11 protein-coding genes are annotated in these 12149 nt (G+C 71.9%); 7 read left to right on the top strand and 4 right to left on the bottom strand.

The window, feature by feature from the left end; translation table 11 throughout:
* Positions 1 to 70 precede the first annotated feature (70 nt).
* From KY498_RS12560 to KY498_RS12545, 4 genes are read right to left on the bottom strand one after another with little or no spacing between them, the layout of a single operon-like run.
* Positions 71 to 829 carry an ABC transporter permease gene (locus KY498_RS12560; protein WP_082734107.1) on the bottom strand — a complete coding sequence of 253 codons (759 nt, stop codon included), beginning with the start codon at positions 827 to 829 and terminating at the stop codon, positions 71 to 73.
* Positions 826 to 1653 carry an ABC transporter ATP-binding protein gene (locus KY498_RS12555; protein WP_191009219.1) on the bottom strand — a complete coding sequence of 276 codons (828 nt, stop codon included), beginning with the start codon at positions 1651 to 1653 and terminating at the stop codon, positions 826 to 828. Before KY498_RS12555 ends, KY498_RS12560 begins: the two co-directional genes overlap by 4 nt.
* On the bottom strand, positions 1650 to 2009 hold the full coding sequence (locus tag KY498_RS12550) for a DUF1048 domain-containing protein (protein WP_101307044.1): 360 nt from the start codon (positions 2007 to 2009) through the stop codon (positions 1650 to 1652). Before KY498_RS12550 ends, KY498_RS12555 begins: the two co-directional genes overlap by 4 nt.
* Position 2010: 1 nt before the next feature.
* Positions 2011 to 2352: a PadR family transcriptional regulator gene (locus KY498_RS12545; protein ID WP_060959096.1), complete on the bottom strand. Its 342-nt coding sequence runs from the start codon at positions 2350 to 2352 to the stop codon at positions 2011 to 2013.
* 133 nt (positions 2353 to 2485) lie between these two features.
* Here KY498_RS12545 and KY498_RS12540 point away from each other — a divergent pair, with 133 nt between their 5' ends.
* From KY498_RS12540 to KY498_RS12510, 7 genes are all read left to right on the top strand, one after another.
* A complete protein-coding gene (locus KY498_RS12540; RefSeq protein ID WP_191009220.1) occupies positions 2486 to 3433 on the top strand; it encodes an aldo/keto reductase in 948 nt (315 codons plus the stop codon).
* On the top strand, positions 3430 to 3795 hold the full coding sequence (locus KY498_RS12535) for a MerR family transcriptional regulator (RefSeq protein WP_191009221.1): 366 nt from the start codon (positions 3430 to 3432) through the stop codon (positions 3793 to 3795). The genes KY498_RS12540 and KY498_RS12535 overlap by 4 nt, the downstream gene beginning before the upstream one ends.
* Positions 3796 to 4199: 404 nt before the next feature.
* Positions 4200 to 4289, top strand: a complete 90-nt coding sequence (kdpF, locus tag KY498_RS12530; protein WP_060959093.1) for a K(+)-transporting ATPase subunit F — start codon at positions 4200 to 4202, stop codon at positions 4287 to 4289.
* Positions 4289 to 5977, top strand: a complete 1689-nt coding sequence (gene kdpA, locus KY498_RS12525) for a potassium-transporting ATPase subunit KdpA (protein WP_060959092.1) — start codon at positions 4289 to 4291, stop codon at positions 5975 to 5977. The genes kdpF and kdpA overlap by 1 nt, the downstream gene beginning before the upstream one ends.
* 1 nt (position 5978) lies before the next feature.
* Positions 5979 to 8150: a potassium-transporting ATPase subunit KdpB gene (gene kdpB, locus KY498_RS12520; protein ID WP_191009222.1), complete on the top strand. Its 2172-nt coding sequence runs from the start codon at positions 5979 to 5981 to the stop codon at positions 8148 to 8150.
* Positions 8151 to 8173: 23 nt separating this feature from the next.
* Positions 8174 to 8794: a potassium-transporting ATPase subunit KdpC gene (gene kdpC / locus KY498_RS12515; protein WP_191009223.1), complete on the top strand. Its 621-nt coding sequence runs from the start codon at positions 8174 to 8176 to the stop codon at positions 8792 to 8794.
* An 802-nt stretch (positions 8795 to 9596) separates the two neighbouring features.
* Complete coding sequence (locus KY498_RS12510; protein WP_101307048.1) at positions 9597 to 12149, top strand: DUF4118 domain-containing protein; 2553 nt, start codon at positions 9597 to 9599, stop codon at positions 12147 to 12149.

Raw genomic sequence — 12149 nt, 5'->3', positions numbered from 1 at the left:
GACTTCGGATAAGGATTGCCTTACCTAAAGTACACGGCCGGGTGGGCCTCCCGCGCGACGGCGCCTCGCGTCAGGTCGTCCGGCGGCGGTAGATCGCCGAGGCGGCGACGAAGGCCGCGACGAGGATGCCGAGCACCCAGCCCAGGGCCACCCAGATCTGACCCGAGACCGGCGCGCCCGCGAACAGGGCACGGATCGTCTCGACGATCGGCGTCACCGGTTGGTTCTCCGCGAACCAGGCGACCGGAGCCGGCATGGAGTCGGTGGGCACGAAGGCGGAGCTGAGGAACGGGAGGAAGATCAGCGGATAGCTGAAGGCGCTCGCGCCATCCACGGTCTTGGCCGTCAACCCCGCGATCACCGCCACCCAGGTCAGCGCCGTCGTGAACAGCAGCAGGATGCCGATCACCGCGAGCCAGCCGAGCACACCGGCCCCCGTGCGGAAGCCCATGGCCAGCGCGACGGCGACCACGATGACCAGCGAGGCGGTGTTCGCCGCCAACGACGTGAGCACGTGCGCCCACAGCACACTCGACCGGGCGATCGGCATGGACTGGAACCGCTCGAGGATGCCGCCCTGCAGATCGAGGAAGAGACGGTACGCGGTGTACGCGATGCCCGAGGCGATCGTGATGAGCAGGATGCCGGGGAGCATGTAGTCGATGTACGGACCCGACCCGGTGTCGATGGCCCCGCCGAACACGTAGACGAACAGCAGCAGGAGTGCGACGGGCGTCACGGCCGTCGTGATGATCGTGTCGGGGCTGCGCAGGATGTGGCGCAGCGAGCGCCCGGTGAGGATGCGGGTGTCCAGGAGTGCGGTGCTCATGATGCGCGCCTCTCGGTGTCGGTGTGGGGATCGGTGTCGGTCTCGGGATCGGCCGCGCCGGTGAGGGCGAGGAAGATCTCCTCGAGCGTGGGCTGCTTCTCGACGTACTCCACCGTCGCCGGGGGCAGCAGGCGCTTCAGCTCCGCGAGCGTGCCCTCGACCAGGATGCGGCCGCGATGCAGGATGGCGATGCGGTCGGCCAGCTGCTCGGCCTCGTCGAGATACTGGGTCGTCAGCAGCACGGTCGTCCCGCCGTCGGCGAGCGCACGGACGGTGCTCCACACCTCCGCGCGCGCCTGGGGGTCGAGGCCCGTCGTCGGCTCGTCGAGGAAGACGACGGACGGATCTCCGACGAGGCTCATGGCGATGTCGAGTCGACGCCGCATGCCGCCGGAGTACGTGCCGGCCGGGCGCGACGCGGCATCCGTCAGCGAGAACCGCGCGAGCAGAGCGTCGACGACGTCGGCCGGTGCGGCCACGTGCCGCAGCCGGGCGACGAGCAGGAGGTTCTCCCGCCCCGTCAGCACCTCGTCGACGGCGGCGAACTGGCCGGTCAGGCTGATGGCGCGCCGCACGGCATCCCCGTCGGTGGCCACATCGTGCCCGTCGACCGTCGCGAGCCCGCGATCGGGTCGCAGCAGCGTCGCCAGGATCCGCACGAGGGTCGTCTTGCCGGCCCCGTTCGAGCCCAGCAGGGCCACGACGGTGCCCCGCGGCACCTCGAGGTCGACGCCGCGGAGCACCTCCAGGTCTCCGAACGACTTCTCGATGCCGGCGACCCGGATCGCGGGCGCGGTGGCGGGGGGCGTGGCGGTGGCGTTCATGAGCGTTCCCGTTCGGCCCGCTCGATCGCCTCGACCAGCCGCGCGCGCTCCTTGTCGATCCACTGCCGGCCCGAGTACGCGCGGACGAAGTCCTCGCCGAACTCGACGGGGTCCGCGCCGACGATGTCGCGCAGCGGGGTGGCGTCGGCCGCGGCGCGCTCCCAGAGGTCGACGAAGTCCGCGAACAGGGTCACGAGCGTGTCGCCGTCGAGGAATCCCGCGGAGTACATGAAGTACCGCTGATAGGCCTTCGCCGCGTCGCGGTAGGGCGCGGGCAAGGCATCCATCCGCGCGACGGCGTTCTTGTACTGCTTCTTCTGCTCGAGCGATCCGGTGAGCTTCTCGATCCACGACATCTCAGTTCTCCTTCTGGTCGTCTTCGGCGTGGAGCTGATCGAGTCGGTCGGCGAGGAAGCTCCACGTTCCCCAGAACTCTTCGAGCTGGTCCGCGCCCTGCGCGTTCAGCGTGTAGACCTTGCGGGGCGGCCCCTTCTCCGACGGCACCTTCTCGACGTCGACGAGACCGCGTTGCTCGATGCGCACGAGGAGCGCGTACACCGTTCCCTCGGCGATCTCCGCGAACCCCTGCTCGCGCAGCCAGGCGGTGATCTCGTAGCCGTACGCCGGACGACGGCCGAGAATCGCCAGCACGATGCCCTCGAGCACGCCCTTGAGCATCTCGGTGGATTGGCGTCCCATGGATCCTCCTCAGTCGGTACTCATCAACAACGAGTACCGGTACATAGTAAGCATGAGTACCGGTACTCCGCAAGACTGAGTACCGATCCCGGTTTTGACCTGGAGCGCGCTCCAGGTGGTGGGCTGTGGAGCCATGGACACCACTCATCGCAAGGAACTGGCGCTGGGCACGATCTGGTTCGGCACGCGACAGGATGCCGAACGCTCGTATGCGCTGCTCGATCACTACGTGGCACGCGGCGGACGCTGGCTCGACACCGCCGACAACTACGCGTTCTGGGAGTCGCCGAGCGGCACCGGCGGCGCGAGCGAGACCGTCATCGGCGACTGGCTCCGCCGGCATCCGGGCGTACGCGACGAGGTGGCGATCTCGACCAAGATCGGCGCGAACCCGACGGTGCCCGGCACGTGGGCCGCCCCGATGGAGGGTCTCAGCCCGCGCGCCGTCGAGGAGGCGGTCGCGCCGTCGATGGCCCGTCTCGGCGTGGACGTCATCGACCTGCTCTGGGCGCACATCGAAGACCGCGCGGTTCCCCTCGAGGAGCAGGTCGAGGCGCTCGGGTCGCTCGTCGCCGACGGCCGGGTGCGTCGACTCGGCGCGTCGAACCACGCGACCTGGCGCGTCGAACGCGCGCGCTCCCTCGCCCGCACGCGCGGACTGGCCTCCTACGATGCCCTCCAACTGCGGCACAGCTACCTCCAGCCGATGCCGTTCGCACCGCTGCCGCCGGGCCACGTGGTCGCGACCCCCGAGTCCCTCGACTACGTCGCCTCCGAGGGACTCGACATGTGGGCCTACACGACGCTCCTGTCGGGGGCGTACGCGCGCACCGACCGGCTGCCGCACGCCTATCGGCATCCCGAGACCGACCGGCGACTGGCCGCGCTGGACCGCGTCGCCCGGCGCCTGGACGCCACACGCAACCAGGTGGTGCTCGCGTGGCTGATCGGCGGCACGCCGGCCGTCACGCCCGTCGTCGGCGTGTCCGACATCGCACAGTTGGATGAGGCGATGGACGCGCTCGCACTGCCGCTGGATGCCGAGGCGCGCGCCGTGCTCGACGGAAGGGATGCGCAATGACCACGATGCTCACGATGGGCGAGGCCGTCGCGGCGAGCGGCCTCTCGGCCGACACCCTCCGCTACTACGAGGACGAGGGGATCATCGGCCCGCTCACGCGCGATCACCGCAACCATCGGGTGTTCAGCGACAACGATCTCGCCTGGATCGGGGTCGTCACGTGCATGAAGGATGCCGGGCTCGGCATCGACGATCTGCGCACGTTCGCCGATCTCCTCCACGGCCCCCACGCCGCCGTCGACCCGGTGGCCTTCCTCGAGGAGCGCCGTCGCGTGCTCTCCCGCGCGATCACGGTCATGGACGACAAGATCGCGCACTTCCGCCGGTCTCGCGATCGAGCGGGCTCTCCCGACGCCGGCTGAGCCGGGCGCGCGTTTCGACTCGGCGCTGCGCGCCTCGCCCCCGGCCGTTGAGCGAGCGCAGCACCCCACCCCCGGTCGTTGAGCGAGCGCAGCGAGTCGAAACGCCCCACCCCCCCGGCCGTTGAGCGAGCGCAGCGAGTCGAAACGCCCCACCCCCGCCCGCGACGTGAGCGAGCCGTGAGGACCGCCCGCCGGGCCGTAGGGAAACCGTAAGGACGGCGCAGCCCGCCGCGACGCCGGAGTTGGATCGGATTCCGTGCCCACGGTGGGCGCCCGCGCAGAGGCCCGATGACGGAGCGCGGTCAGTGTCCGGGAGTTCCTGTGCTCGATGTGATCTACGTCGTCGTGACGATCGCGGTGTTCGCGGTCGTCGCCCTCGTCGCGAAGGGGGCGGAGCGACTCTGATGGACGTCTTCTCGATCATCGGCGCCGTGCTCGGCGTCGCCAGCGTCGTCTACCTGGTCGTCGCCCTCGTGAAGCCGGAGCGCTTCTGATGGGCGTCGACACCGCCGACATCTGGTTCGGCGTCCTGCAGATCGCGACGCTCGTCCTGCTGCTCGCGCTGCTCTACCGTCCCGTGGGCGATCTCATGTTCCGCATCTTCACGAGCGAGAAGGATGCCGCCGCCGAGCGCGTCGTCTACCGCCTCATCGGCGTCGATCCGCAGAGCGAACAGACCTGGCAGGCCTACACCCGCGGCGTGCTCGCCTTCTCGCTCCTGGGCGTGCTGTTCGTCTACGCGCTCCAGCGACTGCAGGCGTTCCTGCCCGCTTCGCTCGGGCTGCCGGCCGTGCCGGAAGGGCTGGCATTCAACACCGCGGCATCCTTCGTCACGAACACCAACTGGCAGTCGTACTCGCCCGAGGCGACGATGGGCTACCTCGTGCAGCTCGCCGGTCTCACCGTGCAGAACTTCGTGTCGGCCGCGGTGGGCATCGCGGTCGCGATCGCGCTCGTGCGCGGCTTCGCGCGGCGCGGGCAGAGCACGATCGGCAACTTCTGGGTCGACCTGACCCGCGGGCTCGGCCGGCTGCTGCTGCCGATCGCGGTCGTGGCGGCGCTCGTGCTGCTGGCCGGCGGCGTCATCCAGAACCTGAACGGCTTCGTCGACGCGCACACCCTCACCGGAGCGACGCAGTCGATCCCGGGCGGGCCGGTCGCCTCGCAGGAGGCGATCAAGATGCTCGGCACCAACGGCGGCGGGTTCTTCAACGCGAACTCCGCGCACCCGTTCGAGAACCCGACGCCGTGGACGAACCTGGTCCAGCTGCTGCTGATCCTCGTCATCCCGATCTCGCTCCCCCGCACGTTCGGCCGCATGGTCGGCGACAACCGCCAGGGCTACGCGATCCTCGCCGTCATGTCGACCCTCGCGATCGCGTCGATCGCCGCGGTGAGCGCGCTCGAGGTCGCCGGCCACGGCACGGCCCCGCAGCTCGCGGGCGGCGCCATGGAGGGCAAGGAGCAGCGTTTCGGCATCGTCGGCTCCGCCCTGTACGCGGCCGTGACGACCCTCACCTCGACCGGCGCCGTGAACTCGATGCACGACTCGTACACCGCCACCGGCGGCATGATCCCGCTGCTGAACATGATGCTCGGCGAGGTCGCCCCCGGCGGCGTCGGCTCGGGCCTGTACGGCATGCTCGTGCTCGCGATCATCGCGGTCTTCGTCGGCGGCCTGCTCGTCGGGCGCACCCCCGAGTACCTGGGCAAGAAGATCGGTCCGACGCAGATCAAGCTCGCGAGCCTCTACATCCTCGTGACCCCGACACTCGTGCTCGCCGGCACGGCGCTGAGCTTCGGCATCCCCGCCGTGCGTGCCGACGTCGAGGCGACCTCGATCCTCAATCCCGGCATCCACGGGATGACGGAGGTGCTCTACGCGTTCACCTCGGCCGCGAACAACAACGGCTCCGCCTTCGCGGGCCTCACCGCCAACACGCCCTGGTTCAACACGGCGCTCGGGGTGGTGATGCTGCTCGGCCGGTTCGTGCCGATCGTGCTCGTGCTCGCCCTGGCCGGCTCGCTCGCCGCGCAGGAGCGTGTTCCGTCCACCGCCGGGACGCTGCCCACGCACCGTCCGCAGTTCGTCGGCCTGCTCGCGGTCGTGACGGTCGTCATCACCGCTCTCACCTACTTCCCCGTTCTCGCGCTGGGTCCCCTGGCAGAAGGTCTGTCCTGACATGAACACGTCCACCCCGGTCCTCCACCGTCCGCAGCCCGCCGGTGACGACACCGCGTCGTCGCCCGCCCCCGCCCGCCGCGCGTTCGGCTGGACGCAGCTGGTCGGCGCCCTCCCCGGCGCCCTCCGCAAGCTCAACCCCGCCGAGCTGTGGCGCAGCCCCGTCATGTTCCTCGTGTGGGTCGGCGCGGCCCTCACCACCGCCATCGCCATCGCCGAGCCGTTCCTCGGCGGACCGCAGAGCTCCGGCGGCACGCCCGTGCCGGCCGGTTTCACGTGGGGCATCGCGGTGTGGCTCTGGCTGACCGTGCTGTTCGCCAACCTCGCCGAGTCGGTCGCGGAGGGCCGCGGCAAGGCGCAGGCGCAAGCCCTGCGGACGACCCGCACCGCGACGCTCGCGCACCTCGTGCGGGGCTACGACCCCACAACGGATGCCGCGGCCACCGCGGCCACCACCGACGACGTCGCCTCGTCCGAGCTCGCCCTCGATGACGTCGTGGTCGTGTCGGCGGGCGAGCTCATCCCCGGCGACGGCGACGTGATCTGGGGCATCGCCACGGTCGACGAGTCGGCGATCACGGGCGAGTCCGCCCCCGTCGTCCGGGAGTCCGGCGGCGACCGCAGCGCCGTCACCGGCGGCACGCGGGTGCTCAGCGACCGCATCGTGGTGCGCATCACCTCCCAGCCGGGCCAGACCTTCGTCGACCGCATGATCGCGCTCGTCGAGGGCGCGAACCGCCAGCGCACGCCCAACGAGATCGCCCTCGGCATCCTGCTGGCGAGCCTGTCGATCGTGTTCGTGATCGTCGTGCTGACCCTCAACCCGATCGCGTCGTACGCGGCGAGCCCGGTCAGCATCCCCGTGCTCGTCGCCCTGCTCGTGTGCCTCATCCCGACCACGATCGGCGCCCTCCTGTCGGCGATCGGCATCGCGGGCATGGACCGCCTCGTGCAGCACAACGTGCTCGCCATGTCGGGGCGCGCCGTCGAAGCCGCCGGCGACGTGACCACGCTGCTGCTCGACAAGACCGGCACGATCACCTACGGCAACCGCCGCGCGAGCGCCTTCGTCGCGCTCACCGGTGTCGCCGGCGACGAGCTGGCTCGCGCGGCCGCACTGTCCTCGCTCGCCGACCCGACCCCCGAGGGCGTGTCGATCGTCGAGCTCGCCGCGGCTCAGGGGGCCGCTCCCGCCGCGCCGGACGGATCGACGCCCGTGCCGTTCACGGCGCAGACGCGCATGAGCGGTCTCGATCTGGTCGACGGCACGCAGGTGCGCAAGGGCGCGGCATCCGCCGTGCTCGCCTGGCTCGAGGCGGAGGGGCACGCGGTGGCGCCGCAGCAGCGCGCCGAACTCCTCCAATTCACCGACGCCATCGCCCAGTCCGGCGGAACCCCGCTGGTGGTCGCCACGCTCGACCCCCGATCTGGAGGAGTTCCGCTCGGCGCCGTGCACCTGAAGGACGTCGTCAAGGAGGGTCTCGCCGAGCGGTTCACGCAACTGCGTGCGATGGGCATCCGCACCGTGATGATCACGGGCGACAACCCGCTCACCGCGCGGGCGATCGCCGCGGAGGCGGGCGTCGACGACTTCCTCGCCGAGGCCACCCCGGAGGACAAGCTGGCGCTCATCCAGCGCGAGCAGGCCGGCGGCGCGCTCGTCGCGATGACCGGCGACGGCACCAACGACGCCCCCGCGCTCGCGCAGGCCGACGTCGGTGTCGCGATGAACACGGGCACCTCGGCCGCGAAGGAGGCCGGCAACATGGTCGACCTCGACAGCGACCCGACGAAGCTCATCGACATCGTCCGCATCGGCAAGCAGCTGCTGATCACCCGCGGCGCCCTGACCACGTTCTCCCTCGCCAACGACATCGCGAAGTACTTCGCGATCATCCCCGCGATGTTCATGGGCGTCTTCCCCGGACTCGCGGCGCTGAACCTCATGCAGCTGCACTCCCCGGCATCCGCCGTGACGAGCGCGATCATCTTCAACGCGATCATCATCGTCGTGCTCATCCCGCTGGCGCTGAAGGGCGTCGCGTACCGGCCGGCGAGCGCCTCGCAGATCCTCGGACGCAACCTCCTCATCTACGGCCTGGGCGGAGTCGTCGCCCCGTTCGTCGGCATCAAGCTCATCGACCTCGTCGTGAGCCTTCTCCCGGGCTTCTGACCGGGCTTCCGAAAGGCATCGTCATGTCCACCCGCACCTCCACCCGTACCTATGCCCGCCACCTCGGCGTCGCCGCCCGCGCGATGCTCGTCGCCACCGCCGTGCTCGGCCTCGCCTACACCGCCGTGATCACCGGCGTCGGGCAGCTCGCCCTCCCCGCGCAGGCGAACGGCTCGCTCGTGCGCGGCACCGACGGACAGGTCGTCGGCAGCGCGCTGATCGGCCAGTCCTTCACGGATGCCGACGGCGCGGCCCTCCCGCAGTACTTCCAGTCGCGGCCGTCCGCCGCCGGCGACGGCTACGACGGCACGGCCTCGAGCGGCTCGAACCTCGGGCCCGAGAACTCGGACCTCGTGGCCGCGATCGGCGAGCGCCAGGCCGCGATCGCCTCGTCGGACGGCGTGGCGATCGGCGACATCCCGGCCGACGCCGTCACGGCATCCGGGTCGGGCCTCGACCCGCACATCTCGCCGGCGTACGCGCAGCTGCAGGTGGCGCGTGTCGCCGAGGCCCGGGGCCTGGACCCCGCCGCGGTGTCGGCGCTCGTCGATCAGCACACCACCGGCCGGGACCTCGGTTTCCTCGGCGAGCCCCGCGTGAACGTGCTCGAGCTGAACCTCGCCCTCGACGCCCTCGGACGCTGACGCGTGCGGGACGGCGGCAAGCGGCGTCTCGACGCCCTGCGCTCGCTCGCTCGCTCGACGAGCGGGGCGGAGTCGGAACCCCCGGGAGCAACCGCACTGCAAGGCCGCCGCGCCGACACGCCGCCGGTGCGACGGATGCGACGGCGTGTCCCCCAGCGTCCCTTGCAGTTCGGGTCGGTTGCCGGGCCGGCGGTGGCCGAGTCCTGTTGGTCGGGTCGGGTCGGGCCTGTGGCGGGAGCCCCGTCCGGGCCACGGACCCCACCCCAACTGCAAGGCCGACGCGCCGACACGCCGCCGGTGCGACGGATGCCACGGCGTGTCCCCCGGCATCCCTTGCAGTTCGGGTCGCGTGTGGTGGGTTCAGGGCGGGCAGGTGGGGGGCAGCCGGGTCCCAACGACCGGCAGCGCCTACCCCACCCCAACTGCAAGGCCGACGCCGCGACACGCCACCGGTGCGACGGATGCCACGGCGTGTCCCCCGGCATCCCTTGCAGTTCGGGTCGGTTGCCGGGCCGGCGGTGGCCGAGTCCTGTTGGTCGGGTCGGGGCGGGCCCACGGCGGGAGCCCCGTCCGGCCCGCAGACCCCACCCCAACTGCAAGGCCGACGCCGCGACACGCCGCCCCCGCAACGGATGCGGCGGCGCGTCGCCCGGCATCCCTTGCAGTTCGGGCCGGTTGCCGGGTCAGGCGAGCGGCACAGCCCGGGCCGCCCGGCCGGGCCTGGTCCCGCCGCCCACACCCGGGCCGACGAGAACAGCTTCGGCGGGGGCCGGAGAACCGACGGGAGAACTAGGGTGAACGCATGAAGCGCGGCAGGCTGCGGGTGCTGCTCGGGGCCGCGCCCGGCGTGGGCAAGACGTACGAGATGCTCTCCGAGGGGCGTCGGCTGCTCGCCGACGGCCACGACGTCGTCGTCGGCATCGTCGAGACGCACGGGCGCGCCGCGACCGCCGCGCAGGCGGAGGGCCTCCCCACGCTCGCGCGCCGGCGGCTACGCCACCGCGAGGTCGAGCTCGACGAACTCGACCTCGACGGCCTGCTGGAGCGGCATCCGGAGATCGCGCTCGTCGACGAGCTCGCGCACACCAACGCGCCGGGCTCGCGCAACGAGAAGCGCTGGCAGGACGTCGAGGAGCTGCTGGCGGCGGGCATCGACGTCATCACGACCGTCAACGTGCAGCACATCACCTCGCTCGGCGGGGTGGTCGCGCAGATCACGGGCGTCGCGCAGCGCGAGACGGTGCCGGATGCCGTGGTGCGCGCGGCCGACCAGATCGAGGTGGTCGACCTCGCGCCGCAGTCGCTGCGCGACCGGCTCGCCGCCGGTGCGGTCTACCCGGCCGAGCGGATCGACGCGGCCCTGTCGAACTACTTCCGTCTGGGCAACCTCACGGCACTGCGCGAGCTCGCGCTGCTGTGGCTCGCCGACGAGGTCGACAGCGCGCTGCAGAGCTACCGCGAGGAGCACGGCATCCGCGGCGCATGGCAGGCCCGCGAGCGCGTCGTCGTCGCCCTGACGGGCGGCCCCGAGGGCGACACCCTGCTGCGCCGCGGCGCACGCATCGCGGCGCGCGCGGCCGGCGGCGAACTGCTGGCCGTGCACGTGACGACGCAGGAGGGCCTGCGCGCCGCCGCGCCCGGGGCGCTGGCGGCCCAGCGCGCGCTGGTCGAATCGCTGGGCGGCAGCTACCACCAGGTCATCGGCGAAGACGTGCCGCGCACGCTCGTCGACTTCGCGCGCTCCGTCAACGCGACGCAGCTCGTGCTGGGAGCGAGCCGGCGCAGTCGGCTCGGCGCGGCGTTCACGGGTCCCGGCATCGGTGCCACGGTCATCCGCGAGTCGGGCGACATCGACGTCCACATCGTCACGCACGCGGCCGCGGGCGGCGCGCTGCACCTGCCGCGGGTCACCGGCGGCGCGCTCGGCTGGCGCCGCCGCATCCTGGGGCTCGTCGTCGCACTGACGGGCGGGCCGTTGCTGTCGTGGCTGCTGTTCGCGACATCCAACGATGAGACGATCACCTCCGATGTGCTCGCGTATCAGCTGCTGGTGGTGGTCGTCGCCCTGATCGGCGGCATCTGGCCGGCCCTGTTCGCGGCGGTGCTGTCGGGACTCACGCTCGACTTCCTCTTCATCGATCCCCGCTTCACCGTCACGATCGACAACCCGCTGCACGCCCTGTCGCTCGTGCTGTACGTCATCATCGCGATCCTGGTCAGCTGGATCGTCGACCAGGCCGCGCGGCGCACGCGGCGGGCGCGTCGGGCGGCAGCGGAATCCGAGCTGCTCGCGACGGTGGCCGGCAGCGTGCTGCGCGGCGAGAGCGCCGTTCCCGCGCTGGTCAGCCGCACCCGCGAGGCGTTCGGCCTGAGCGGGGCGCGCCTGCTCGCCGGCGACGGATCGAGTGGAGAGGTGCTCGCCACCGACGGCGAGCCGGTACGGGACGGTCGCGCCGTCGTCGTGCCGGTCGGCGCCGACGCGAGCGGACGACCCCGCGCCACCCTCGAACTCCACGGCGGCGACGTCGACGCGCTCGAACGCCGGCTGCTCGACGTGATCACGGCGCAGCTCGCGGCCGCGCTCGAGCACGGCGACCTCACGCAGACGGCGCGCACCGCCGATGCCCTCGCCGCCACCGACCAGGTGCGCACGGCGCTGTTGTCGGCGGTGAGCCACGACCTGCGGCGTCCCCTGGCCGCCGCGATCGCCGCCGTCGGGGGCCTGCGGGCCGCGGGGCCCTCCCTGAGCGCCGACGACCGCGACGAGCTCATCACCACGGCGGATGAGTCGCTCGCCGCGCTCGCGTCGCTCGTCACCGATCTGCTCGACGTCAGCCGCGTGCAGGCCGGCGTGCTGGCCGTCTCGCTGGCCCCGGTGGATGTCGCGGCGACGGTGCTGGAGGCGATCGACGAGCTCGGGCTCGGCCCCGATGCCGTCGAGCTCGCCCTCGATCCGGCGGTCCCGGCCGTCCGCGCCGATCCGGTGCTGCTGCAGCGCGTCGTGGTCAACGTGCTCGCGAACGCCCGCCGCTACGCCCCGTCCGGCACGCGCGTGCGCATCGCGTCGAGCCGCCTCTCCGCGACCGTCGAGCTGCGCATCGTCGACCACGGCCCGGGCGTCGAGACGGAGCGGCAGGGCGACATCTTCGCCCCGTTCCAGCGACTCGGCGACACCGACAACACCACCGGGCTCGGCCTCGGCCTCGCCCTTTCGAAGGGTTTCACCGAGGGGATGGGCGGAACGCTCACGCCCGAGACCACTCCCGGCGGCGGCCTCACGATGGTGATCTCGCTGCCCGTGGATGCCGCGGCATCCGTCACCGCGACGACCACCCGCTCCGGGGCGGGAGGATGA

Source organism: Microbacterium sp. PAMC21962 (assembly GCF_019443465.1).
In the GTDB taxonomy this organism is placed as follows: domain Bacteria; phylum Actinomycetota; class Actinomycetes; order Actinomycetales; family Microbacteriaceae; genus Microbacterium; species Microbacterium hominis.
The sequence above is the reverse complement of the archived record's forward strand: the minus strand, read 5'-3'. Positions and strand labels throughout refer to the sequence as shown.